Genomic DNA, 26549 nt, shown 5'->3' with positions numbered 1-26549 from the left:
TCAGATGGACTTGAAAACTATCACCTATCTTGTTGTAGGTGCCACATTCCTCCTTTATATCGGTATCGCCATCTGGGCACGTGCTGGTTCAACCAAAGAGTTCTATGTTGCTGGTGGTGGTGTACACCCTATCGCAAATGGAATGGCAACCGCAGCAGACTGGATGTCAGCCGCTTCGTTTATTTCGATGGCAGGCCTGATCGCCTTTATGGGTTACGGCGGTTCAGTATTCCTAATGGGTTGGACGGGTGGCTATGTACTACTAGCCCTACTTCTAGCACCTTACCTACGTAAGTTTGGTAAGTTTACGGTACCTGAGTTTGTAGGTGAGCGTTTTTATTCTAAGACAGCGCGTGTTGTAGCCGTTGCTTGTTTAATTATTGCTTCCGTGACTTACGTTATCGGCCAGATGAAAGGGGTTGGCGTAGCATTTGGTCGCTTCCTGGAAGTTGACTACTCAACCGGTCTTGTTATTGGTATGTGTATCGTATTCATTTACGCTGTAATGGGCGGAATGAAAGGCATCACCTACACGCAGATTGCTCAATATTGCGTCCTCATTTTAGCTTACACTATTCCAGCAATCTTTATCTCTCTGCAATTAACAGGTCACCCACTACCGCAAATCGGTCTTGGGAGTACCATGGTCGGAACCGATGTCTATCTGCTTGACCGGCTCGATCAGGTCGTGACCGAACTCGGGTTTACCGAATACACCACCCAAGTTCGGGGTGACACCTTAAACATGTTTGTGTACACCATGTCATTAATGATTGGTACGGCAGGTTTACCGCATGTAATCATCCGTTTCTTTACGGTACCAAAAGTACGCGATGCTCGTACATCTGCAGGTTGGGCGCTAGTGTTCATTGCTATTCTTTATACAACAGCACCTGCTGTATCAGCGATGGCTCGCCTAAACCTTATGGATACGGTGAACCCAAGCCCAGGTCAGTACCTAGCCTATGACGAACGACCAGATTGGTTTAAGAACTGGGAAAAAACAGGACTGCTTGGCTTTGATGACATCAATGGCGACGGTCAAATCCAGTACACGTCGAACAAAGAAACCAACGAGCTAAAAGTTGACCGTGACATCATGGTACTGGCTAACCCTGAGATTGCCAAATTACCAAACTGGGTTATCGCACTTGTTGCTGCCGGTGGTCTAGCTGCGGCGTTATCTACCGCTGCAGGTTTACTATTAGCCATCTCATCCTCGATATCTCATGACTTGATAAAAGGGGTAATAAATCCAAATATTTCCGAGAAGAAGGAGTTACTCGCCAGTCGGATATCCATGGCTGTTGCGATCGGTGTTGCGGGGTATTTGGGACTCAACCCACCAGGCTTTGCCGCGGGTACCGTTGCCCTTGCCTTTGGTCTCGCCGCCTCTTCCATCTTCCCTGCGTTGATGATGGGCATCTTCAGCAAGACTATCAATAAAGAAGGTGCTATCGCAGGTATGGTTGCAGGTATCACTATCACGTTGTTCTACGTATTCCAGCACAAAGGCATTCTCTTTGTCGCTGACTGGAAATTCTTACAGAGCTGGGGCAGTAATTGGTTCCTAGGTATTGAACCAAACGCATTCGGTGCAATTGGTGCAGTCTTTAACTTTGTCGTAGCTTTCGGTGTGTCACGCGTAACTGCAGAAACACCTCAAGAAGTCAAAGACCTTGTTGAACACGTTCGTGTACCCGTTGGCGCTGGTGATGCCGTTGACCATTAATTTTTAACCTGAACCACAAAAGCCCCTTCGGGGGCTTTTTTATTCTGCCCAATGATGTACTTTATCTCTTATTACAATTAGTTAACTAATCTATACAACGTCTTTAGCTGCAAGGAAGCCAAAATGTTTAAAAATAAGCACTTCATCGTTGCTTTACTCGTCGCACCCGTTCTCTCGATTCTTGCGTACCTTGGCACCGACTTAGCCCTTAGTGAAAAGCCTCATGCGGCCAAAAAAGGAGAAGCGTATAAGCTCCTAAGTAAGTCCAACTGCCGTTACACTAGTGGCTTGTGTGATATGGAAAACGGTGAATTCAAAATTCAATTTCGTTCAGAAAGCGTCACTAAAGAGCATTTGCTCCTGACCTTAAGCTCGAAGCTGCCTTTGCAAGGCATCAAGCTTTCTTTAGTCGAAGATTTGCAAGACAGTGGTACACCACTAGACATGCAACGTCTAGATGATAGTGATCGCAAGTGGACCCTGACATTACCAGCCCCAACCTCAGACGAGAATTGGCTAAGAGTTGCAGCCCAGGCCAATGACACCTATTACTACGGTGATACTCAAACTATCTTCGTGACTTACGAAACGCTGCTAAACAAAGAGCAATAGACTCTCGCATTCCACTGACATCAATATAGCCAAACAAATAGAGCAGGCTTGATTTAAGCCTGCTCTAAACATTTACTCTGACTTCTGTTTCCTGGGAAGCGAACCCCGTGCTACTTGTTGATACGTGCAAAGCGGTACTCGACATCAACAAAGCCTTTGAATTGACCATCTTTTTCTCGGGTTTTCACTTCGGTATCAACAATCTCAACGCTGTTGTATTTCAAGTTTTTGTGAGGCGTTCTCAACGTAAAAGCAAGCTCTTCGGGACTCATTTCTTTTAAGTTCTCCATTTCTATATTAGCCGCAGAAATCGCTTCTGCTTCGGTGGAAAAAGCTTGGGTTTCGACGCCGCCGTTGCCATAAATGTTATCGACATAAGCATTCACAGTCAGGGGGAACAGAGCCAGTAAAGCTGAAACAGTGATTTTGTTTTTCATAATTTTATTCTCATAACGATGTGCTTTCGCACGTTTATTTTCAGCGAGTAAAAAATTGCAACACGCCCTTCCAACATCACCGTTTAATACGCACATCTGTCGAAAAGGTTCAAATACAAAAAAAGCAGGCTACATGAGCCTGCTTGTTAGGAGATCACCCTAGAATCACTACTTATTGATACGAGAAAAGCGATACTCTACATCGACAAAGCCTGTGTACTGACCGTTTTTCTCACGAGTTTTCACTTCAGTGCCGACAAGTTCGAGGCTATCATGACGTAAATTTTTATGAGGTGTTCTTAATACATAAGCGAGATCCTCAGACGTCATGTCTTTAATCTTCGCCATCTCATTATTGGCTGCAGATATTGCCTCAGCCTCGGTTGCAAAAGCTGCGGTTTCAACGCCACCGTTACCATAAATATTATTGACGTCTGCGTTTGCCAAAAATGGCATGACTGACAGAATAGCTGCCATAGTTAGTAATTTTTTCATAATCTTCATCTCATCAATATGTGCATCAGCACATGCCTGACATAATGAGCGCATCGACTGCAACGCTCTACCTACTGACCCTACTACGAACAGTGTTACTTACCTTAAAAATAAAAGAGCCAATGACTATCACAAAGATTCTCATTATCATTAAGCGCGGTAGTATCCTTCAATTATTGTTGTTGACACAGCCAAGCAATATGTAATGAAAAACCTGTTTGCTTAGTAATTATAGACCCGCGAGAGTGTTGTTTTATTTCATCCAAAGCATTTCTTTGCTTTAAAAATTAACCTTATGTTTTAACAGTGTATTTATATTCGCCAATAGAACCTTCTCATCAAAAGCGATTGTAATATTGGTGTTGTTCGTAGAGTTGATACTGAGATAATAGCGCTTAGCCGGTAAAGGGACGTCAAGTTGTGTAATATTGTGTAAAGATGAATGAAGACGTACAGCGGCAACTTCGCCGCTGTATTAATGCGCTGCTATCGAGTTAACAGCGCTCTCAGTTTTAACGGTTTAATCGGCTTGGGAATAAACTTGAAGCCATTAGATTTAATGCCTTCTAACATAGAGTCTGTTCTGTCAGCACTGATGATGACGCCAGCAAAAGAATCACCCAAGCGCAATCGAAATTGCTGCAGAACTTCCAGCCCTGTTCGGCCATTGTCGAGACGGTAATCTGACAAGATCACATCAGGCACCCAGCCTGACTCCAAGTGTTTGAGGCTTTCCACCAAACCGAGCGCAGTCTTAACCTCACACCCCCATCGCTTAAGCAATGTTTCCATGCCAACTAAAATCTCTGCTTCATTGTCAACACACAGCACTTTGAGATGGTTTAAAGACTCGTTAGCCGTAATTTTGGCGGGTGAAGGTAACGGCGTGATGGTCTCGGCTTTATCCAATGTAATGGAGAATACACTGCCTTTGTTTGGCCATGAACGCAGTGATATTTTGTGATTTAAGACAAGTGCGATACCACGAGATATTGCCAACCCGAGCCCAAGGCCTTGATCGGCTCGAGCTTGATCCACTCGAGTAAACTCGTTGAAAATTTCTTTTTGCTTATCATCTGGAATACCAATCCCGTTGTCCCAGACATCTATCCGCACTTGCCCCTTCACCCTTCTTGCTCCAAGCAATACAGTACCTTCTGGGTTATATCGAAAAGCATTGGTAAGAAAATTTTGCAGTACTCGACGTAAAAGCTTGGGGTCCGAGTTTACTAACAGTGACGAGCTCACCACTTTAAAGTGAATGTGTTGTCCTATCGATATTGCACTGAATTCGGCCTGCAATTTGTCAAACACATCCGATAGCTCAAATCCCCTAACATTGGCTTGCAGTTTACCTGACTCCAAACGCGAAATATCCAGCAGATCACCGATAAGCTCTTCTGCTGCGCCCAGCGCGCTTTCGATGTGTGAAGACAGTTTACAAGTTTCATCATCTCGACTGGCTTCTGAGAGTGACGATGCAAATAATCGAGCCGCATTAAGTGGCTGCATTAAGTCATGGCTAACCGCGGCAAGAAAACGCATCTTCGACTGAGATTCTGACTCTGACTTTTGCGTGGCGGACACCAAACGCTGGTTAAGTTGCTCCAGTTCTTGGGTTCTTTCCATCACGCGATCTTCAAGCATCTCGTTAGCATCACGTAGGGCAGTTTCAGCCTGACGAAACACGGTGATATCGGAAAAACTCATCACAAAGCCACCACCAGGCATGGGGTTACCCTGAACTTCGATCACGCTGCCGTCTGAACGCGTTCGCGAAGACGTATGTCGAGAGCCTTGCTCTAGATGATAAATACGTTTTCGTACGTGTTCGTCGGGATCACCCGGGCCACATAAACCCAACTCTGCATTATGCCGAATGACATCAGCTATCGGACGACCTACCTGGATCAAACCAGTCGGGAAGGTAAACATCTCCAAGTAGCGACGATTCCAAGCCACCAACCTTAATTGTTTATCGACAACAGCAATCCCCTGACCAATATGTTCAATAGCCCCTTGTAGTAAGCTTCGACTGAAGTGATACAACTCTGAGGCTTCATCAACAATAGTGGCTACTTCTTCAAGTTGCATATTGCGGCCCTGCAGAGCGGAGGTCAAAACCAGTTTGGCGGACGACGCTCCAAACACACCCGCGAGAACTCTTTCAGTATGACGAATTAACCCTGATGGCGCTTGTTGGTTGGGTAACGCTTGATGATTCTGTTGACTCCAGTAATGTCGAAACGCACTGCGCACGCGAGTTCTACCCACAAATCTTGACGCCAACATCTCCAGCTCTGCTACCGTGACGCGACTTTGATACAAACTGATGTTTTCACTTTCCGGAAGCGGTGCGCCTACAAAAGAAGCCGACTGCAGTCGCTCTGTTAAACTGGACCGGGTAGCCAATGAAATAACAACAAAGCTCACCGCATTGAGCACTACACTGAGTAACATTCCCCAATCAGAGCTGTTGATTTGCCAATTTTCAATTAAAGCCGGTGGCGTGATCACCCACAACAGGAAGTTATTGTCAGCAGTACCCGCTAACAGCCCAGTTTCACTCATCAGGGTAACAAGCCAGATGGTAAAACCAACCAGTAAGCCAACATAGACCCCTTTGCGATTACCAAGGCGCCAATACATACCACCAAACAAAGCGGGGGCAAATTGTGTAATGGCGGAAAATGAGAGAAAGCCGATAGCTGACAGAGAATGAATAGAATCCAGCGCCTGATAGAAAAGCCAGGCACCAAACAGTAATAGGCAAATAAGGGCACGACGAATAATTAATAACAAGCCCGATAAATGACGGTGGGAACGATGTGCCAACTTAATACGACGCAATAACAGTGGCATCACCAAATCGTTAGAGACCATAATGGCTAAAGCAATGGTCGATACGATCACCATTCCACTGGCCGCAGATGTCCCTCCTAGAAAAGCCAATAAGGCAATGTCATTAGCTCCTGCAAACTTAGGGATACTGATAACATAGGTATCTGGCGAGCTTCCCATCAATAAGCCCTGGCCAACCCATGCAATTGGAAGAACAAATAGCCCCATCAACACCAAATAAATAGGAAACAACCAACGAGCGGTATGTAGGTCTTGCGCACGTTCATTCTCTACCACCATCGTATGGAACTGACGAGGTAAACAAATAATCGCCATCATCGTCAAAGCGGTGTGGATCAGTAACGTCGCAATATTGGGAGATTGATAGGTTTGCTGTGCTAACTCAACAAGATGAATGTCCGGTCTTTGCCAGGCCAGGTACAAAATGAAGACACCAACCACCAGAAACGCCACCAGCTTGACTATCGACTCAAAAGCAACCGCCATCATCATACCTCGATGATGCTCGGTATTGTCGATATGCCGCGTACCAAAAAGCATGGTAAACATGGCTAACGCACCCACCACAAACCACGAGATGTGCTTTTCCTGATAACCAAAATCCACTGCCAGATTCGGCGCAACGACCTCAAGACCCATGGTGATGCCGCGCAATTGCAAGGCAATATAGGGAAGAATACCGGCAACGGCTATCAGAGTGACCGCAACCGCCAGCCCTTGTGATTTGCCATACCGCGCGGCAATAAAATCGGCAATCGAGGTGATGTGTTCGCGTTTGGCAATGATGATCAGGCGAGCTATGACACGCCACCCCAAAGTGAAAACCAGAATGGGCGCTAAGTAAATCGGTAGAAATGCCCAGGGATTAACACTGGCTTGGCCTACGGTGCCATAAAAGGTCCAGGAGGTGCAGTAAACGGCAATGGATAAGCTGTAGATCCAGGGGCGCCAATTAGATAACCAGCGCTTCTGACGATCGCCATACCAAGCTATTAGGAACAGTATCCCAAGATAAGCGAGAGAAACCGGTACTACGATCCATCCTTGCATCAGTCATATCCTTTTATTTTCATAATGATATTTAAAAGGCTATGACTAAATAACTCAATTCATGTGCCTCAGTTTTGTGCTTCATGATCCGAAATTGCATCGGAAGACACTGGTGCTCGCGAACTAGGCTCCACTTTGATAAACAAAGCAAAGATACCCATGATCGACATTGCCCAAAAAATATTAGCCCCCCACAACTCATAACCCCACCCGCTCAGAGCCATCATCAATGCGATAAATGCGCCCAAAGGAATTGCATTATATAACGCTTGGAGCGCCACCATTTTACTGGCATCCGATTTCTGGATGTATTGAATTGCAGCGATATGCGCCATCGCAAAGGTCACACCGTGCAGCAATTGAATCACAACCAACGCATACACTTCCGTCGTTGACGCCGTTAATGCCCAACGGACAATCACACCCAATGAAGAAATCAAGAACAGCGAACGCAAAGACCAGCCATTAAACCAGCGTTTACTAAATGCAAACACAGCAACCTCTGCGATCACCCCTAAACTCCACAAATAGCCGATCAAACTCTCTGGATGTCCGACTTCCTTCCAATAGATGGAGCTAAAGCTGTAGTAGGCTGCGTGACTGCCCTGAATAAGCGCAATCAAAGCCAAAAATTTCACCACTGGCCATTCACGCAGCAACAGCGACAGCTTGGGACGCTGGGTCGCGATATGGGTGTCAGAAATCGGCATTGGGTTAGGGTTGCGCAGCACAAACAACATCGACAAGATAAATCCTGCCAGCGCAGTATAGACGATCATATTGGCACCAAACTGCGCCGCAAGATACCCCACAGCAGTTGAGCCACCAACAAATGCGACCGACCCCCACAAGCGCGTACGACCATAGTCCAGCATCTGCTTGCCCGAGTAGTGGTTTGCCATCGCATCTGACAGAGGAACCACAGGGCCAAAACTCAAATTGAACAGCACCGTCACCAAGGCCAGCAACGCAAAGTTCGCACCGGCAAACAAATGACAAGCAATAAAAATAGTACAAGCGAGCGTTGCCCAACGCAGCGCGGGTAATAAGCTTTCAACTCGATGGATTCTCGGTGTGATAATTAGGTTGGCCACACAACGCGTTGCAAAGCCAAGTCCCATTAACAAACCCACGTCTGACGCTGAGATACCCTGACCTTCGAACCACAGAGCCCAGAACGGTAAATAGACACCGTACGCAAAGAAAAAGCCAATAAAATACTGAGAAACCCAGCCAAATGGGGACGGTTTGAACATGACAACAACCTAATAAAAAAAGCAAAAAAGCCAAATCGCTTCGAACACTCACAAAGCGCGCCAATTATGCATCTATTCACCGTTCGGTAAAAGGGAAGAATTAAGGTACTTGGCTTTCCCTATTTTAGAGTTGCGGCTGTGGAGATTAGACCAAAGTCGTCTGGAGGTTATGGCGAAATTTGTCACACTAATAGAGTAAACATTAGCCAAGAGGAAAGGTGATGCCAGACAAATTTAACATGCAATCTCCGCCTTTTGATCGTTTAACCGAAAAACAGCAGCATCATTTGCGCTCTTCTCTCGACGTTGCCTATTTCCGTGATAAGGATGTCATCCTACAACCTCAAAAAAGCTGTGAGCATCTCCACATCTTAATCAACGGTGCGGTCGAAGAGCGCGCTGCCGATGGCTCTGAAATCTACGCACACTACGCCAACGATGATATGTTTGATGTTCGGGCGCTGTTTGAAGGCGAAGTACGCCACCAGTACGTCGCTCTAGAAGATACCCTGTCGTATTTATTGCCCAAGGCTGTGTTTATTGAACTTTATGAAGCCAACGGCCAATTTGCCGCCTACTTCAACAACAACTTGAAGAAGCGTCAGGTTCTCATCGACGCCGCTCAGCAACAACAAAACCTGGCAGAGTTTATTCTCAACAAAGTCGATCATTCCATCTATCATCCACCGATGATCCTAAGGCCCGAGCAGCCTCTTAATGAGGTTGCATTACAACTAAAAGAAAATGGGCTTGATTCCGCATTAGTAAAGCTCTCAGACGATGATCCTCGCTTGCTTGATAGTCCAACAGCACACCCTTACGCCATCGTCACTCGTACCAATATGCTGCACGCAGTGATGCTAGAAAACCACCCTTTAGATACTCCAATCAATACGATTGCAACCTTCCCGGTACTGCATATTGATGACGGTGATTTTCTCTTTAATGCCATGATTACCATGACGCGCAACAGAATGAAGCGCTTGATGGTGTGTGATGGTAAAGACGCGGTAGGAATGCTTGATATGACGCAGATCCTAAGTGCGTTCTCGACTCACTCGCACGTACTCACCCTAAGTATTGCCAGAGCAAGCAGTGTTGAGGAGTTGGCTCTCGCCTCCAACAAACAAAGACACTTAGTCGAGAGCTTACTGGGTAACGGCATTCGCACCCGCTTTATTATGGAACTGATCTCCGCTGTCAACGAGCAGATCATCGAAAAAGCCTTCGAGTTAGTCGTTCCCCCCGCACTTCACGATCACTGCTGCTTAATCGTTCTGGGTTCGGAGGGGCGTGGAGAGCAAATTCTAAAAACGGATCAGGACAACGCACTGATTGTTGAAGACGGCCTTGAATGGCCAAACTGCCAGACCGTGATGGATGAGCTGACCCATACGCTACAGCAGCTCGGCTACCCACTCTGCCCAGGCAAAGTCATGGTCAATAACCCCAAATGGGTCAAGACTCAACAGCAATGGAAAAGCACCGTCACGAGTTGGATTCAGGGCGCGAAGCCAGAACATGTCATGGATCTCGCTATCATGGCAGATGCCCATGCTGTAGCGGGTAATCGAGACTTACTCGTTGAGGTCAGTAACCACTTACATCAGTTGATGAAAAACAAGATGCTGGTACTGCAAGAATTTACCCGTCCGGCTCTACAGTTTTCGATTCCGCTAACACTGTTTGGCAACGTCAAACGAAATAAAGAAGGTTTAGATATTAAGGGTGGAGGCATTTTTCCGATTGTACACGGCATCCGAGCCCTGTCATTGGAATATGCCCTTAGTGAAAAAAACACCTTCGAGCGAATAAAACAACTCCAAGCCAAGCGCATCTTAGAACCAGAAACGGCGGACAACTTAAGCGAGGCTCTCAAGCTATTTTTCAAACTACGCTTATCGCAGCAGCTATCAATGCATAACAGCTCTAATAAAATCGACCTCAATCATCTCGAACGCACCGAGCGGGATCTGTTGCGCCATAGCCTACATGTCGTAAAGAAATTTAAACAATTTCTCGGCTATCACTATCAAATTCGAGACTAATTGACCATGTTACTTTGGAGTATTCAATGAATTTTCTGATACGGCAATTCTGGCACATGAAACTGAAAGGTTCGGCCTATCAGTCCCTCTTTTGTGCTCCGCAAACAGGCGAATTTGTCTCTTTAGATTGCGAAACCACCAGCCTTGACCCTCAACGAGCCGAGCTGGTTACCATTGCAGCAACCAAAATAATCGATAATCGTATTATTACCAGCGCACCATTCGAGGTACGTTTAAGAGCACCGCAGTCTCTAGACTCTGACTCAGTAAAGATTCATAAGATCCGCCATCAAGATTTACAAAATGGCATCAGTGAAAAAGAGGCGCTCTCTCAGCTATTGGCGTTTATCGGCAATCGGCCTCTCGTGGGCTATCACATACGTTATGATAAACGAATTCTTGATCTGGCCACACGCAGACATTTTGGTTTCCCTCTGCCCAATCGGCTTATCGAAGTCAGTCAGATATACAATGACAAACTGCTTAAGCAGCTACCAAACGGCTATTTTGATCTTAGCTTGGATGCCATTTGTCATCACTTGCAGATCCCGGTACAGGACAAACACGATGCGCTACAAGACGCTATTGCCGCCGCCTTAGTGTTTCTGCGCCTAACACGTGGCGACCTTCCCCCCTTTAGACCGCAGAATTAGATACTAACGTTCCCAAATGCGAGCAATGTCACGGGCTAACAAACTTATAACCATCTAATTTTAAATAATAAAACCTCACTACGCCTAAAGTCTAATTGCCCAATTCATCAATCTGTCCGAGAGTTATAGGCATACGAATTTCCATCCCAAGAAGGAAATCAGCTCACTAACAAGGAGAGAACCAATGAGTGAAGTTCATGTTTATCCGGTGAAAGATAATATTAAAACGACAACACATGCGGATAATGAGACTTACCTATCCATGTACCAACAATCCGTTTCTGATCCTGAAGCATTCTGGGGTGAACACGGTAAGATTGTTGACTGGATCAAACCGTTTACCCAAGTTAAAAGTACCTCATTTGACACCGGACATGTCGACATTCGTTGGTTCGAAGATGGCACGCTCAATGTCTCTGCTAACTGTATTGATCGCCACTTAGCAACGCGTGGTGACGACGTAGCCATTATCTGGGAAGGTGACGACCCTGCTGACGATAAAACACTGACCTTCAAACAGCTCCACCAAGAAGTGTGTAAATTCTCAAATGCTCTAAAAGAGCAAGGCGTGAATAAAGGCGATGTGGTCTGCCTGTACATGCCAATGGTCCCTGAAGCTGCGATTGCAATGCTAGCATGTACCCGTATTGGCGCAGTGCACACCGTGGTCTTTGGTGGTTTTTCTCCTGAAGCGTTATCCGGTCGTATCATTGACTCGGACGCAAAAGTCGTCATCACCGCTGATGAAGGTGTTCGTGGCGGGCGCGCTGTTCCTCTGAAAAAGAATGTCGATGAAGCTCTCACTAACCCTGAAGTGAAAACTATTTCAAAAGTGGTCGTCTTCCAACGTACAGGTGGCCAGGTTGATTGGCATGAACACCGTGATGTATGGTGGCATGAAGCAACGGCGAATGTCTCTGACGATTGCCCACCCGAAGAAATGAAAGCCGAAGATCCGCTGTTTATTCTTTACACTTCAGGCTCAACTGGAAAACCGAAAGGCGTTTTACACACCACTGGCGGATATCTTGTCTACGCGACAATGACGTTCAAATACGTGTTTGATTATCAGCCTGGTGAAACTTTCTGGTGTACAGCCGATGTAGGCTGGATCACAGGCCATACCTACCTAGTTTATGGACCACTGGCTAACGGAGCTAAAACCATCTTATTTGAGGGTGTGCCAAACTATCCAAACACTAGCCGCATGAGTGAAGTCGTCGATAAGCACCAAGTAAATATCCTTTATACCGCTCCAACTGCGATTCGCGCACTGATGGCAAAAGGCGACGAAGCTGTAAAAGGCACATCACGAGATAGCTTACGTATCATGGGTTCTGTGGGTGAACCTATTAACCCAGAAGCATGGGAGTGGTATTACAAAACAATTGGTAATGAAAAGTCTCCTATCGTCGATACTTGGTGGCAAACTGAGACCGGTGGTATCTTAATTACGCCCCTACCAGGCGCAACCGAACTAAAACCAGGATCTGCGACCCGACCATTCTTTGGCGTGCAACCAGCGCTTGTCGATAATATGGGAAATATTGTCGATGGTGCGACAGAAGGTAATTTGGTTATCCTTGATTCATGGCCAGGACAAATGCGAACGGTTTACGGCGATCATGACCGTTTTGAGCAAACCTACTTCTCTACCTTTAAAGGCATGTACTTTACCGGTGATGGTGCTCGTCGCGATGAAGATGGCTACTACTGGATCACCGGACGTGTGGACGATGTTCTCAATGTCTCCGGCCACCGTATGGGTACCGCTGAAATTGAATCAGCACTGGTTGCATTCGATAAAATCGCCGAGGCTGCTATCGTAGGGATTCCTCATGACATCAAAGGGCAAGCCATTTATGCTTATATCACTCTCAATGATGGGGAGTTCCCATCGGCTGAGCTGCACAAAGAGGTAAAAGATTGGGTTCGTAAAGAAATTGGCCCAATCGCAACACCAGATGTTCTACACTGGACTGATTCATTGCCGAAGACGCGCTCAGGAAAAATCATGCGTCGTATCCTTCGTAAGATAGCAACAGGTGACACCAGCAACCTCGGTGACACATCAACCTTGGCAGATCCAAGCGTGGTCGAAAAGCTTATTGCCGAAAAAGCCGAGCTTGCTTAACAACCAGATAATGAATAAAAACCGCCAATTTGGCGGTTTTTTTTATTGCTCTATTTTGCTTGCTCTAGTCCAAAATGTGCTATTGGTTACAAAACCAGACGATAGTTAGTAGTGATTAGACCAGTAAATTGCTGCTAAATGTTTTGAATTAGCTATAATCTTGGTCAATTTCCTATAATCGGCCAGTTTTAGACTTCTCAATCTGCCCGATTTGAATGTAAACTTGGAATATTCAGCAAATATTTCACGTTAAACGAAGATGGCGGCATTATGGCAGCAAAGTCACGAATTCTAGTTCTAAATGGACCAAACCTTAACCTATTAGGGTTGCGAGAGCCTGGACATTACGGTTCAGCGTCTTTGACTCAAATTATTGATTCATTAAAAGAACTCGCCAGTGCACAGCAAGTCGAACTTTCACATCTTCAGTCAAACCGTGAATATGAGCTTATCGAAGCTATCCATGCCGCACACGGAAACATTGATTTTATCATCATCAATCCTGCAGCATTTACCCACACCAGTGTGGCGCTTCGAGATGCGCTGTTAGGCGTATCCATTCCATTTATAGAAGTTCACTTATCAAATGTTCATGCCCGTGAACCTTTCCGTCATCACTCTTACCTGTCTGATAAGGCGCAAGGGGTGATATGTGGGCTAGGCGCACAAGGTTATGAATTTGCCCTTTCAGCCGCCATTCGCGCTCTGAAAGAAACTTAATACTCTGCGGCTGAACACTCAGCTGTCTTACTCACGAGATAAAAGAGAAAGAAACATGGATATTCGTAAAATCAAAAAACTCATCGAATTGGTAGAAGAATCAGGTATTGCTGAGCTAGAAATCTCTGAAGGTGAAGAGTCAGTGCGCATCAGTCGTCACGGTGTAGCACCAGTTGCAGCACCTGTTCAATATGCGCCAGCTCCAGTAGCAGCTCCAGCAGCAGCTCCAGCAGCGGCTCCAGCCGCTGCACCAGAAGCGGAAGTCACGCCAACTGGTCACCAAGTACTTTCGCCAATGGTTGGGACTTTCTATGGCGCACCAAGCCCTGATGCCAAACCATTTGTAAAAGTGGGTCAACAAGTGAATGCTGGTGATACTCTATGTATCGTTGAAGCCATGAAAATGATGAACAAAATTGAAGCAGACAAATCAGGCGTTGTAACTGCAATCCTAGTTGAAGACGGACAGCCAGTAGAGTTCGACCAACCACTTGTTGTTATCGAATAAGCGGAGCAGATCTTATGCTAGATAAAGTAGTAATCGCGAACCGTGGTGAAATTGCACTACGTATTCTGCGCGCTTGTAAAGAGCTTGGCATTAAGACCGTCGCTGTACACTCAACAGCTGACCGCGATCTTAAGCACGTGCTACTTGCAGACGAAACCATTTGTATCGGTCCTGCTCGAGGGATCGACAGCTACCTAAACATTCCTCGCATTATCAGCGCTGCGGAAGTAACAGGTGCTGTTGCGATTCACCCAGGCTACGGTTTCCTTTCTGAAAACGCCGATTTTGCTGAACAAGTAGAGCAAAGTGGTTTCATTTTCGTTGGTCCTAAAGCAGAAACAATTCGTAAGATGGGCGACAAAGTGTCAGCTATCACATCGATGAAAAAAGCTGGCGTACCATGTGTACCTGGTTCTGACGGTCCATTGGATGACAACGAAACGAAAAACAAAGCGCACGCAAAACGCATTGGCTACCCAGTTATCATTAAAGCCTCTGGTGGCGGTGGTGGTCGTGGTATGCGTGTGGTGCGCTCTGAAAGTGAACTGACTGAAGCCATTGCGATGACGCGCGCAGAAGCAAAAGCGTGTTTCAACAATGACATGGTTTACATGGAAAAATTCCTAGAAAACCCACGTCATATCGAGGTTCAAGTACTGGCAGACGGCCAGGGTAATGCGATTCACCTAGGTGAGCGTGACTGCTCGATGCAACGTCGCCACCAAAAAGTGGTAGAAGAAGCTCCAGCTCCAGGCATCACAGAGGAAATGCGCAAGTACATCGGTGAACGTTGTACTCGTGCATGTATCGAAATTGATTACCGTGGTGCAGGTACTTTTGAGTTCCTATACGAGAATGGTGAGTTCTACTTCATTGAAATGAACACTCGTATTCAAGTTGAACACACCATTACCGAGATGGTGACAGGTATCGACTTGGTGAAAGAGCAGCTGCGCATTGCTGCGGGCCAACCTCTTTCTTATACTCAAGATGATATCAAGCTGAGCGGTCACTCAATCGAATGTCGTATCAACGCAGAAGATCCAGTTCGCTTCTTGCCTTCACCAGGTAAGATTCAACGTTTCCACGCTCCTGGCGGTATGGGTGTTCGTTGGGAATCACACATTTACACTGGCTACACAGTACCACCTCACTATGACTCTATGATTGGTAAGCTCATCACCTACGGTGAGAACCGTGATGTGGCGATCGCTCGTATGAAGAATGCATTGGGTGAAATGATTGTTGAGGGTATCAGCGTTAATACTTCTCTACAGCTCTCCATCATGAACGATGAGAATTTCCAGCACGGTGGAGCCAACATTCACTACCTAGAGAAAAAGCTTGGCTTGTAATAGCACGCCACTTACTCAATAACACTAAGCCCACTTACGTGGGCTTTTTTTATGCTCTCTTTTTGCGAATCTGCTACACTCAGCGCAATTCATTCACCAATGGGTCACAAGCCATGCCTTGGATACAAATTAAACTCAATGCCACTAAAGAAAATGCGGAACAAATTAGTGACATGCTAATGGAAGAAGCGGGCGCTTTATCAGTCACCTTCCTAGATGCGAAAGACACTCCAATCTTTGAACCGCTTCCAGGGGAAACCCGTTTGTGGGGAGACATTGATGTTGTCGCCTTATACGATGCTGAAGCGGATACCAATTTAGTGATTGAGCAAATTAAAGCCAGCAACCTGTTCGCCGAAGGTTTTGCCTACAAAGTAGAGCAACTTGAAGACAAAGATTGGGAACGCGAGTGGATGGACAACTTCCACCCTATGCAGTTTGGTGATCGCTTGTGGATCTGTCCAAGCTGGCGTGATGTTCCCGATCCTAATGCTATTAACGTCATGCTCGATCCTGGACTGGCATTTGGCACGGGAACCCACCCAACCACATCACTGTGTCTAGAGTGGCTTGAGTCTATTGACCTCTCCGGTAAAATCGTCATCGATTTTGGTTGCGGTTCAGGTATCCTTGCCATCGCTGCCATTAAACTCGGCGCTGAAAAGGTCGTAGGGATAGACATCGATCCGCAAGCCTTGGTCGCTTCAAAGGACAATGCTGAGCGTAACGGAGTTGCAGAGCAACTTGAACTCTACTTACCACAAGATCAGCCTGAGGGCTTACTCGCAGATGTCGTGGTCGCCAACATTCTCGCTGCGCCGCTACGTGAACTGTCTGGTATTATTAAGGGTTTGGTAAAACCTGGTGGTCAATTGGCGATGTCTGGTGTGTTAGACACTCAAGCAGAAGACGTGGCCAGCTACTATCGTGATGAATTCACGCTAGCCCCGATTGCTGAACAGCAAGAGTGGTGTCGAATCTCTGGTCAAAAGTAGTGCACTCCCCCTTAATAAAGTGGTGAGAGAACTCACTACTTTATTAAAACAAAGATTACTTTCACTTCTAATTGACTGAAAAACAGGCAATTTACGAAAACAAATTGTAAATGCTCAAATATTAGTCTTTTCACGCATCAAAAAAATGCGTAAAATGCGCGCCCTTGCTTGTGTATTACTGTGGCGATGTTTTGAAGATCGGAAACTATCAACTTAAGAATAATCTAATCGTTGCGCCAATGGCTGGAGTGACGGACAGACCTTTTCGTGAGTTGTGCCTTCGATACGGTGCAGGAATGGCGGTCAGCGAAATGATGTCCTCTAATCCTAAACTATGGAAAACCTCTAAGTCACAGCAACGCATGGTGCATGAAGGCGAATCGGGCATTCGCTCAGTGCAAATCGCAGGTGCCGATCCGAAGCTAATGGCTGACGCGGCGCAATTTAGTGTAGAGAACGGTGCGCAAATCATCGACATCAACATGGGTTGTCCTGCAAAGAAAGTAAATAAAAAGCTGGCGGGCTCTGCACTGCTAAAGTACCCAAATATCATTGAAGATATCTTGCGGGCTGTCGTTGATGCAGTAGATGTTCCTGTAACATTAAAAACCCGAACTGGTTGGGATACAGACAATAAAAACTGTGTCCAAATTGCAAAACTAGCCGAAGACTGCGGCATTCAGGCTCTCGCCCTTCATGGTCGAACAAGAACCTGCATGTACAAAGGCGAGGCAGAATACGACAGCATTAAAGCGGTCAAACAAGCGATCTCAATTCCGGTCATTGCCAACGGCGATATCGACAGCCCAGAGAAAGCCAAATATGTACTGGAGTATACAGGTGCAGACGCTTTAATGATTGGTCGTCCGGCCCAAGGACGGCCATGGATTTTTAATGAAATCCGACACTATTTGGAAAACGGCACCCTGATGCCCGAACTTCCTCTCGAGGAGGTGAAAGGTATTTTGCTTGGTCATGTTCAAGCACTTCACCAGTTTTATGGTGAGTATTTAGGTCCACGCATTGCGCGTAAGCATGTTGGCTGGTATTTAAAAGAGCATGAACAAGCCCGTGAATTTCGCCGTACCTTTAACGCTATCGACGTTGCAAACGAGCAACTTGATTCGCTAGAGGATTATTTTGAAAACGTTGCATCATAATTACGAGAAGAGCTAAACCGATTATGTTCGAACAGAATTTGACTTCAGAACCATTGACAGTTACTACAGTAACATCTTCAGACCAAATCACACAGAAGCCACTACGTGACTCTGTCAAAGCGTCTCTTAAAAACTACCTTGCACAGTTGAATGGTCAAGACGTCACTGAGTTGTATGAGCTAGTATTAGCTGAAGTAGAACAACCACTACTAGACACCATCATGCAGTACACTCGCGGTAACCAAACTCGCGCAGCTACTATGATGGGTATCAACCGCGGTACTCTTCGCAAGAAACTAAAAAAATACGGCATGAACTAATCAATTTCTGATTTGTTTTTGCGAAAAAGCCAGAGTTTTCACTCTGGCTTTTTTATACCCGGACAGCCTTCACCTAAGCTCCTCCAACCACCTCATTTTCTCTTGCAAAAACCCTATCCAGGTCAAAGATTAACCATCGACAAAATGACCTACGTTGTCATATCCCGTATGGTTTACTCATAACCAGAAGCTACAAATGCCACCCCAAGATAACTCAAGCTTTATTCGCCTATGCAAAGGGAGTTTTAGGATGAATACCAAATTTTTGCGCCATACCAGTATTCGAACCCGTTTATTTTTACTTATTTTTGTCGTCACTGCCGCCTCACTGATACCATTGTTCGTCACTATCAGTGATTATAAAAACGATCTTATTAACGCCAAACAAACCAAGACGCGCCACCTCGTAGAAAACACCCATAGCTTGATTGAGCACTACTATCGATTACAAAGCACAGGTGCGCTCAGTGAATCGGATGCCCAGTCTGCGGCTAAGGGCGCGGTTTCGGCTCTTCGCTATGAACAGTCAGACTATTTTTGGATTAATGACCTCACGCCTGTGATGATAATGCACCCAATGAAGCCAGCGCTGAATGGGCAAGACCTTAGCCAAGTTAGCGATCCCTCAGGGAAAAAGCTCTTTGTTGAAATGGTTGAACTTGGTCAAAGCGAAGGTCAAGGTTTCGTCAACTACATGTGGCCAAAACCTGGCAGTGAAAAGGCCGTCGATAAGCTCTCTTATATTAAGGTATTTCAGCCTTGGGGCTGGGTACTTGGGACTGGTGTCTATGTTGATGATATTAACGCTCTGATATGGGCCGAAGTTAAGCAAACGCTACTAACAGTCGCGGCTTGTCTGCTCTTCATGCTGACCATGGCCACGCTATTAAGCCGCAGTATCGTCAGCCCGTGCAAAAATACTCTTCTGGCCTTACAAGATATAGCCAGTGGGGAGGGTGACCTTAGCCGCAGGCTCCCAGAACAAGGCAAAGACGAACTGAGTAAAATAGCCACTGCATTTAATGTCTTTACTGACAAGCTTCGAGTGATAATTCAAGAGATACAGCCCGTCACTGAAAGCATTACCCATTCGGCCATAGAACTTAACAAAGTCGCCCAACATAGCTCAGGGAAAGCCCTGCAGCAGCAGCAAGCGGTTGACACCGTAGCCTGTGCAATGAACGAACTGCATGCAAGCAATCAGGAAGTGGCCAATTCAGCTCATTACGCTGCAGAGGCTGCAAAGCAAGCGAGCGCCAATGGGATCCAAGGTGCAAAAATCATTGAAGAAGCATCAGGGCTGATGCTCTCATTATCGGAGCAGCTCTCAGAAACGGAAATCAATATCCACAAATTGACAGACGAAACCCAGCACGTAGGTTCGGTTCTTGATGTTATTCGAGGTGTTGCTGAGCAAACCAATCTATTAGCTTTAAACGCAGCAATTGAAGCGGCAAGAGCTGGAGAACAAGGTCGAGGCTTTGCCGTTGTTGCCGATGAAGTTCGCACCTTAGCAACGCGAACTCAAAGCAGCACTGATGAAATCGAGCAGATCATATCCAAATTACAAAATCGAGCCAGTGATGTTAGTCAGTCCATGGCACAGACTAGAGTTCAATCTGACGCAACTCTTGAGCGCGCTACAAGTGCCAAACACTCTTTGGCAGAAGTCGATACTCAAATTCGTCATATTTTGGGTCTCAATGAGCAAATAGCACAAGCAAGCTCGCAACAAACAGAAGCGACAAATGAAATTAGCCACAACCTCACTCAAATAGCCGATCATGGTTTACAGTCCACTTCACAGGCTCAGCAACTTGCCAAAGCCAGTGAGTCCTTACTCAACGACGGCCAGAAGATGGTGGACAGTTTTGCCTCATTTAAAGTGCACAAAGACGTCGCGAACTAATTAGTTCAAGCTAATCTCACCTCGATAACAAAATAGAGCTGGGATTAGCTTTTAGCAAGCAACGGTCAAATCGAACACAATATGAACCGCATTACTCGCTGCCCAGTGCTCCGAGTATAGAACAGTGACTAGCATCGTCATTATCGTGACCACAGCAAGCATCATTGATTTTCTTTAGCGCGTTGCGGATCCTAGTCAACTCAGCGAGCTTGCCATCAATCGAAGCCAGTTTCGCTGAGGTGATCGACTTCACTTCAGCACAGCTATGTTCTGTTGCTTCTAGTTTGATTTCTAACAGCTCTTTGATTTCCTCTAGGCTCAACCCCAAAGACTTCGCCTTCAGGATGAACAGAACTTGCTTTTGATTGTGGTCATCATAAAGGCGGTAACCGGACTCACTTCTTCCAGCTGGTTTAATAAGTTGGTTTTTCTCATAAAACCGCAACGTATCCGCCGTAACTTTGCAGCGCTTTGCTAACTCACCGATCTGAAACATAACCCTTCAATTTAACCTCTTCGTTACAGTTTGTGCCTGGATAGCCTTTTTTTGCACTTTTTTTTGCGATGCCAAACGATTGCGCGAGCTTTTTTGTAATAGATTGGTTAGAATACGCGCCAATGGCAATTTGGCTGTTTTTTTGCTCAAAGGATTTTCCAAAGTTGAAGATAGCACTGACGGTAAATGTGTGGCTAGCTTCATTTTCGTAAAACTCTTTGAACTGCAGTAAGCCCGGCATGGCTGGCTGCAAAGCCTAAACCTTAACTCTGTGACTTTGAGGAAGACCGAAGCATGAATAACGCTCGTCCTATTCGCCGCGCTCTTATCAGCGTATCTGACAAAACTGGTATTGTTGAGTTTGCCCAAGCGCTAGCACAACGTGGTGTTGATATTCTATCAACAGGTGGTACTGCTCGCCTATTGGCTGAGAAAGGCATCTCTGTCACTGAAGTATCTGACTACACTGGCTTTCCTGAAATGATGGATGGCCGCGTCAAAACATTGCACCCGAAAGTTCACGGTGGCGTTCTAGGCCGCCGTGGGAAAGACGATGACGTAATGCAAACGCACGGTATCAATCCTATCGATATGGTTGTGGTTAACCTGTACCCATTTGCTGAAACAGTGGCAAAAGAAGGCTGCACCTTAGAAGACGCCGTTGAGAACATCGATATCGGTGGGCCAACAATGGTTCGCTCTGCAGCGAAAAACCACAAAGACGTGACTATCGTTGTAAACGCACACGACTACGACCGCGTTATTGCAGAAATGGACGCAAATGAGAAATCTCTAACCCTAGAGACACGTTTCGACCTCGCTATCGCAGCGTTCGAGCACACGGCATCTTACGACGGCATGATCGCTAACTACTTCGGCACTATGGTTCCATCTTACGGTGAGAACAAAGAAGGCGATGCTGAGTCTAAATTCCCTCGTACGTTCAACCAACAGTTCGAGAAAAAGCAAGACATGCGCTACGGTGAAAACAGCCACCAAGACGCTGCATTCTACGTAGAAGCAAACCCAGAAGAAGCGTCTGTGTCTACAGCTCGCCAAATTCAAGGTAAGGCCCTGTCTTACAACAACATCGCCGACACTGACGCAGCGCTTGAGTGTGTGAAAGAGTTTGATGAGCCAGCTTGCGTTATCGTTAAGCACGCTAACCCTTGTGGTGTTGCACTAGGTAAAGACATTCTTGAAGCGTATGACCGCGCATACAAAACTGACCCAACGTCAGCGTTTGGCGGCATCATCGCCTTCAACCAAGAGCTAGATGCAGAAACAGCGAAAGCGATTGTAGAGCGTCAATTTGTGGAAGTGATCATCGCACCTTCTGTTTCAGCTGAAGCAGTAGAAGTGGTTGCAGCTAAGAAAAACGTTCGCCTACTAGAGTGTGGCGAGTGGACAACTAAGACAACTGGTTTTGACATTAAGCGCGTTAACGGTGGTCTTCTGGTTCAAGACCGCGACCAAGGCATGGTATCACTTGATGACCTTAAAGTAGTTTCTAAGCGTCAACCGACCGAAGAAGAGCTGAAAGATGCGCTATTCTGCTGGAAAGTGGCTAAGTACGTGAAATCAAATGCGATCGTTTACTCGAAAGGCGACATGACTATCGGCGTAGGCGCTGGTCAAATGAGCCGCGTGTACTCTGCAAAAATTGCTGGTATCAAAGCTGCTGACGAAGGACTACAGGTTGAAGGCTGCGTCATGGCATCAGATGCGTTCTTCCCTTTCCGTGATGGCATTGACGCGGCAGCAGAAGCTGGCATCAAGTGCGTTATCCAACCAGGTGGCTCTATGCGTGATGACGAAGTTATCGCTGCGGCTGACGAGCACGGCATGGCGATGATCTTTACAGGCATGCGCCACTTCCGTCACTAATTACTCGTCGCATTTGGCGCTGTAGCCGCGTTAACGCTCCCATTCACCCCGGTCACATAGCAGAGCTATGCTCCCGGGATGAATTCAAGCACAGCCTTGCTACAACACCAACTGCTTAGAGTACTCCAAACTTTGAAAGGATTATTAAATGAACGTTCTAATTATTGGTGCTGGTGGTCGTGAGCACGCTCTGGGTTGGAAAGTGGCTCAGAATCCAAATGTTGAAACTGTTTTCGTTGCACCAGGTAACGCAGGATCTGCGCTTGAGCCTAAACTAGAAAACGTTGCGATTGACGTTGAAGACATTCAAGGTCTGGTTGCGTTTGCCAAAGAGAAAAACATTGAGCTAACGATTGTGGGTCCTGAAGCACCGCTTGTGATTGGCGTTGTTGATGCATTCCAAGAAGCAGGTCTAGCGATCTTTGGTCCTACTCAAGCTGCAGCTCAGCTAGAAGGCTCAAAAGCGTTCACCAAAGACTTTCTTGCTCGTCACGCTATCCCAACAGGCGCTTACGCGAACTTCACTGAAATCGAGCCAGCACTGGCATACGTTCGCGAGCAAGGTGCTCCGATCGTGGTTAAGGCTGACGGTCTTGCTGCTGGAAAAGGTGTTATCGTTGCGATGACGCTAGAAGAGGCAGAAGAGGCAATCAAAGACATGCTAGCTGGCAACGCATTTGGCGACGCTGGTAGCCGCGTGGTTATTGAAGAGTTCCTAGACGGCGAAGAAGCCAGCTTCATCGTGATGGTTGATGGCGAAAACGTATTGCCAATGGCAACGAGCCAAGACCACAAACGTGTTGGTGATAAGGACACAGGCCCGAACACAGGTGGCATGGGCGCTTACTCGCCTGCTCCAGTAGTGACTCAAGAAATCCATAACCGCATCATGGAAGAAGTTATCTATCCAACAGTTCGCGGTATGGCTTCAGAAGGTAACCCATACACAGGTTTCCTATACGCGGGTCTAATGATCGACAAAGATGGTACGCCTAAAGTTATCGAATACAACTGCCGTTTCGGTGACCCAGAGACACAGCCAATCATGATGCGCATGCAATCAGACATGGTTGAGCTTTGCCAAGCAGCCATCGACAAGAAGCTAGATCAAGTGGAGTCGAAGTGGGATCCTCGTGCATCCATCGGTATCGTTCTTGCGGCTGGCGGCTACCCAGCGTCTTACAACAAGGGCGACGTTATTTCTGGCCTACCAACAAGAGAAGTTGAAGGCGAGAAAGTCTTCCACGCAGGCACGACAGATAAAGATGGTAACGTTGTGACTAACGGCGGCCGTGTTCTTTGTGCAACGGCACTGGGTAATACGGTTTCTGAAGCTCAAGCTCGCGCTTACGAGCTAACCAAGAAAATCAGCTGGGATGGCATGTTCCACCGCAATGATATTGGCTACCGTGCTATTGCGCGTGAGCAACAGAAATAAATTACAAAGAAAGCCGTTTGCTTAACAATTCGGTGGCTAGCAAAAAGGCGCTCTATGAGCGCCTTTTTTATTTTTCGATGAGATTTGGTCGTTCGATACAGTCAGTAGTTCCATCCGATAGCATCAATAGCTGCTCTACTCGAGCGCCAGTCAAACGTGTACTGCCTAAAAATGCCACATAACTTTCTACTGACGATAATCTCTGTACAACAAAGTCAGGAAGGGTTTGTTCAAACTTAATCTTCTGGAAATCGATGCCAGTGCAGGTCGCGAGCGTCTCACCATCCCAATGCCCCTGAATCAATTCGAGCCCAGAACGATCCTGCTCTTTCACTCTCTCAACAAGCATCGCGGATTCGCGCTGATAGTTTTCTAACTGCTCTTTTTTGATTGGCAGTACCTTGCTATCTCTGCGGTACTGTTGATAAATGGCTTCGCCATCTTTGTTGAAGCGAACATGAATTCTATAGGAAATGGATCCCCCAGCGAGGTCGCTCTGAACGCCTTCTCGGACAAACTCTCTCAGGTTACCACTGCTCCATCGATAATCGGATTTGTACCATCCATAATCATTCATATCGACGTAGTCAGCTGCCCGACTTGGTTGAGTCAACCTTTCCGTTAGCCAGTAGAAGCTGGTTGCATCCCCAAGGGATTGCCCACCCGTGTATTCTGAGAACTGGCTCACTGCTGGTGACGGTGTTGAAGAGCAACCGACAGTAGTCAGTGTTATTAGAGCTAACGTAAGAATCTTTTTCATATAGAAACTGCGCCAAGGTTTCCCCTGGCGCCAGTCAATTATTTCACTGCGTCTTTTAGAGCTTTACCTGCTACGAATGCTGGTACATTTGCCGCTGCGATTTGGATTTCATCACCCGTTTTAGGGTTGCGACCAGTGCGCGCCGCACGATGGTTCACTTTGAATGTACCAAAACCAATTAGTTGAACTTGGTCGCCGTCTGTTAGCGCTTCAGTAACTCCAGACAAAGTTGCTTCTAGGGCAGCTTTAGCTTGCGCTTTAGACAGATCTGCTTTCTCAGCAATAAAGTCGATTAATTGGGTCTTGTTCATTAGGTTTCCCTTCTCATTTGTTATCGAATTCAGCTCACTCTAAATCATAAAGCCCCCATCTGGCAAAGGTTTGTGGCAGATCTTTGTTACTAATGACGTAGTTTTAACCGTAATATGAGCATCAACTCACAATTTGTTCGATGACTCAAAGAATTCAGTGCTTGCAATTTGACTCATTAGCTCTCATAAATGAACCGCCACCTAACCGATAAGCCTGACAAATCGGTTAGCATTGGAACTGATTACCAGCACTCACCAACAATGCCCCAGGCTAAACATTGAGCAAAGTTAGGTTGATGTGCGTACATAATGAGACTCGAATGTTTCTTTTAGCTGTTTATATAACGGTCGCAATTGGCGTTTCTTTTATCTGTTCGGTACTGGAAGCTGTATTATTAAGTATCACCCCAAGCTACATAGCCCAGCTCAGACAGAATGGTCACCCTGCAGCCAATAAATTAGCCAAACTCAAAGCGGATATTGATCGCCCACTGGCTTCTATTTTGACCTTAAATACCATCGCTCATACAATTGGCGCTGCCAGTGCTGGCGCACAAGCTGCGAAAGTATTCGGCAGTCAATGGTTAGGGGTGTTCTCTGCCGTGCTTACCCTAGCCATACTGATTTTGTCTGAGATTGTTCCGAAAACTCTCGGTGCGACATATTGGCGCCAACTTGCACCCATTTCAGCATCAACCTTGCGTTGGATGGTGTGGCTGTTAACGCCCTTTGTTTGGTTCTCTAACCAAATCACCAAACGAATGTCTCGTGGGCACCAAGCACCTAAAATGCGCGATGAGCTGTCAGCAATGGCCCTACTTGCCAAAGAAAGTGGTGAGTTTGCCGAAGGTGAATCAACGCTATTGCGCAACGTGATCGACATACAGCAGATTGCAGTCACCCATGTGATGACACCACGCCCGGTCGTGTTTCGCGTAGAGGCGGAAATGACCATTAATGAATTTCTTAAAACTCACCGTGATACACCGTTCTCAAGGCCACTGATTTACAGTCAGCAGAAAGACAACATCTTAGGTTTTGTCCACCGCCTGGAGTTATTTAGACTGCAGCAGCAAGGGTGTGGAGAGAAGTCGCTGGGCTCCGTGATGCGCCCAATTCATGTCTTTTTGAACACTTCGATGTTACCTAAGGTGTTTGAGAAAATGATGGCAAACCGCCTGCACATAGCCCTAATTGTCGATGAATACGGCACAATTCAAGGGATCATTACACTCGAAGATGTGTTTGAGCATCTACTCGGCCAAGAGATTATTGATGAAGCGGATAAAAACACTGATATGCAGGAGCTCGCGTACCAGCGTTGGGAGCTATGGAAAAAAAAGCACGGTGTTATAGAAAGCCCCGAAGACGAACACCAACCAAGAAAATAAAAAAAAAGCGCCCTGGGGCG

At 46.4% G+C, this 26549-nt stretch carries 23 protein-coding genes; 15 read left to right on the top strand and 8 right to left on the bottom strand.

All coding sequences use genetic code 11. The annotated features are described in order from the left end of the window. Window positions 1-4 precede the first annotated feature (4 nt). Both LNL84_RS14800 and LNL84_RS14795 read left to right on the top strand, forming a co-directional pair. The gene (locus tag LNL84_RS14800) at window positions 5-1732 is read left to right on the top strand and encodes a sodium:solute symporter family protein (protein ID WP_244358339.1); all 1728 of its coding nucleotides are present in this window, start codon (window positions 5-7) and stop codon (window positions 1730-1732) included. Window positions 1733-1855: 123 nt separating this feature from the next. Then, complete coding sequence (locus LNL84_RS14795) at window positions 1856-2344, top strand: hypothetical protein (RefSeq protein ID WP_244358338.1); 489 nt, start codon at window positions 1856-1858, stop codon at window positions 2342-2344. Between the two features lie 110 nt (window positions 2345-2454). Here LNL84_RS14795 and LNL84_RS14790 read toward each other — a convergent pair whose 3' ends face one another. From LNL84_RS14790 to LNL84_RS14775, 4 genes are all read right to left on the bottom strand, one after another. Continuing rightward, window positions 2455-2781, bottom strand: a complete 327-nt coding sequence (locus tag LNL84_RS14790; protein WP_244358337.1) for a DUF3316 domain-containing protein — start codon at window positions 2779-2781, stop codon at window positions 2455-2457. A 168-nt stretch (window positions 2782-2949) separates the two neighbouring features. Continuing rightward, on the bottom strand, window positions 2950-3276 hold the full coding sequence (locus LNL84_RS14785) for a DUF3316 domain-containing protein (RefSeq protein WP_244358336.1): 327 nt from the start codon (window positions 3274-3276) through the stop codon (window positions 2950-2952). A 486-nt stretch (window positions 3277-3762) separates the two neighbouring features. Next, window positions 3763-7188 carry a hybrid sensor histidine kinase/response regulator gene (locus tag LNL84_RS14780; protein WP_244358335.1) on the bottom strand — a complete coding sequence of 1142 codons (3426 nt, stop codon included), beginning with the start codon at window positions 7186-7188 and terminating at the stop codon, window positions 3763-3765. A 68-nt stretch (window positions 7189-7256) separates the two neighbouring features. Beyond that, on the bottom strand, window positions 7257-8444 hold the full coding sequence (locus tag LNL84_RS14775; RefSeq protein ID WP_244358334.1) for a 3-phenylpropionate MFS transporter: 1188 nt from the start codon (window positions 8442-8444) through the stop codon (window positions 7257-7259). Between the two features lie 221 nt (window positions 8445-8665). Here LNL84_RS14775 and LNL84_RS14770 point away from each other — a divergent pair, with 221 nt between their 5' ends. The 10 genes from LNL84_RS14770 to LNL84_RS14725 all read left to right on the top strand — a co-directional run bounded on the left by LNL84_RS14770 (window position 8666) and on the right by LNL84_RS14725 (window position 20246). Next, window positions 8666-10492: a DUF294 nucleotidyltransferase-like domain-containing protein gene (locus LNL84_RS14770; protein WP_244358333.1), complete on the top strand. Its 1827-nt coding sequence runs from the start codon at window positions 8666-8668 to the stop codon at window positions 10490-10492. A 26-nt stretch (window positions 10493-10518) separates the two neighbouring features. Next, a complete protein-coding gene (locus LNL84_RS14765; protein WP_244358332.1) occupies window positions 10519-11145 on the top strand; it encodes a 3'-5' exonuclease in 627 nt (208 codons plus the stop codon). Window positions 11146-11329: 184 nt separating this feature from the next. Continuing rightward, window positions 11330-13279, top strand: coding sequence for an acetate--CoA ligase (gene acs / locus LNL84_RS14760; protein WP_244358331.1), 1950 nt, complete (start codon window positions 11330-11332; stop codon window positions 13277-13279). A gap of 270 nt (window positions 13280-13549) precedes the next feature. Next, on the top strand, window positions 13550-13999 hold the full coding sequence (gene aroQ / locus LNL84_RS14755; protein WP_244358330.1) for a type II 3-dehydroquinate dehydratase: 450 nt from the start codon (window positions 13550-13552) through the stop codon (window positions 13997-13999). 55 nt (window positions 14000-14054) lie between these two features. After that, window positions 14055-14507 carry an acetyl-CoA carboxylase biotin carboxyl carrier protein gene (accB, locus tag LNL84_RS14750; protein WP_244358329.1) on the top strand — a complete coding sequence of 151 codons (453 nt, stop codon included), beginning with the start codon at window positions 14055-14057 and terminating at the stop codon, window positions 14505-14507. A 14-nt stretch (window positions 14508-14521) separates the two neighbouring features. Beyond that, on the top strand, window positions 14522-15862 hold the full coding sequence (gene accC, locus LNL84_RS14745; RefSeq protein ID WP_244358328.1) for an acetyl-CoA carboxylase biotin carboxylase subunit: 1341 nt from the start codon (window positions 14522-14524) through the stop codon (window positions 15860-15862). A 113-nt stretch (window positions 15863-15975) separates the two neighbouring features. Next, window positions 15976-16857 carry a 50S ribosomal protein L11 methyltransferase gene (prmA, locus tag LNL84_RS14740; RefSeq protein ID WP_244358327.1) on the top strand — a complete coding sequence of 294 codons (882 nt, stop codon included), beginning with the start codon at window positions 15976-15978 and terminating at the stop codon, window positions 16855-16857. A gap of 191 nt (window positions 16858-17048) precedes the next feature. Beyond that, window positions 17049-18017 (top strand): tRNA dihydrouridine synthase DusB, encoded by a 969-nt coding sequence (dusB, locus tag LNL84_RS14735; protein ID WP_244358326.1) that lies wholly within the window; start codon window positions 17049-17051, stop codon window positions 18015-18017. Between the two features lie 23 nt (window positions 18018-18040). Then, complete coding sequence (fis, locus tag LNL84_RS14730; protein WP_042478607.1) at window positions 18041-18337, top strand: DNA-binding transcriptional regulator Fis; 297 nt, start codon at window positions 18041-18043, stop codon at window positions 18335-18337. Between the two features lie 250 nt (window positions 18338-18587). Next, complete coding sequence (locus LNL84_RS14725; RefSeq protein WP_244358325.1) at window positions 18588-20246, top strand: methyl-accepting chemotaxis protein; 1659 nt, start codon at window positions 18588-18590, stop codon at window positions 20244-20246. 91 nt (window positions 20247-20337) lie between these two features. Here LNL84_RS14725 and zntR read toward each other — a convergent pair whose 3' ends face one another. Beyond that, window positions 20338-20742 (bottom strand): Zn(2+)-responsive transcriptional regulator, encoded by a 405-nt coding sequence (zntR, locus tag LNL84_RS14720; protein WP_244358324.1) that lies wholly within the window; start codon window positions 20740-20742, stop codon window positions 20338-20340. Then, window positions 20726-20995 carry a hypothetical protein gene (locus LNL84_RS14715; protein WP_244358323.1) on the bottom strand — a complete coding sequence of 90 codons (270 nt, stop codon included), beginning with the start codon at window positions 20993-20995 and terminating at the stop codon, window positions 20726-20728. The genes zntR and LNL84_RS14715 overlap by 17 nt, the downstream gene beginning before the upstream one ends. Window positions 20996-21036: 41 nt before the next feature. On the opposite strand from LNL84_RS14715, the gene purH reads away from it, so the two are divergent. Both purH and purD read left to right on the top strand, forming a co-directional pair. Further along, window positions 21037-22629, top strand: a complete 1593-nt coding sequence (gene purH, locus LNL84_RS14710; RefSeq protein WP_244358322.1) for a bifunctional phosphoribosylaminoimidazolecarboxamide formyltransferase/IMP cyclohydrolase — start codon at window positions 21037-21039, stop codon at window positions 22627-22629. Window positions 22630-22777: 148 nt separating this feature from the next. After that, complete coding sequence (gene purD / locus LNL84_RS14705; protein ID WP_244358321.1) at window positions 22778-24067, top strand: phosphoribosylamine--glycine ligase; 1290 nt, start codon at window positions 22778-22780, stop codon at window positions 24065-24067. Window positions 24068-24134: 67 nt separating this feature from the next. On the opposite strand, the gene LNL84_RS14700 is transcribed toward purD, so the two are convergent. After that, on the bottom strand, window positions 24135-24827 hold the full coding sequence (locus LNL84_RS14700; RefSeq protein ID WP_244358320.1) for a DUF1481 domain-containing protein: 693 nt from the start codon (window positions 24825-24827) through the stop codon (window positions 24135-24137). A 38-nt stretch (window positions 24828-24865) separates the two neighbouring features. Then, complete coding sequence (gene hupA, locus LNL84_RS14695) at window positions 24866-25138, bottom strand: nucleoid-associated protein HU-alpha (RefSeq protein ID WP_244358319.1); 273 nt, start codon at window positions 25136-25138, stop codon at window positions 24866-24868. Window positions 25139-25458: 320 nt separating this feature from the next. Here hupA and LNL84_RS14690 point away from each other — a divergent pair, with 320 nt between their 5' ends. Further along, on the top strand, window positions 25459-26529 hold the full coding sequence (locus LNL84_RS14690) for a CNNM domain-containing protein (protein ID WP_244358318.1): 1071 nt from the start codon (window positions 25459-25461) through the stop codon (window positions 26527-26529). Window positions 26530-26549 lie beyond the last annotated feature (20 nt).

It is taken from the genome of Vibrio gelatinilyticus, from assembly GCF_022836845.1.
GTDB classification, from domain to species: Bacteria; Pseudomonadota; Gammaproteobacteria; order Enterobacterales; family Vibrionaceae; genus Vibrio; species Vibrio gelatinilyticus.
The sequence above is the reverse complement of the archived record's forward strand: the minus strand, read 5'-3'. Positions and strand labels throughout refer to the sequence as shown.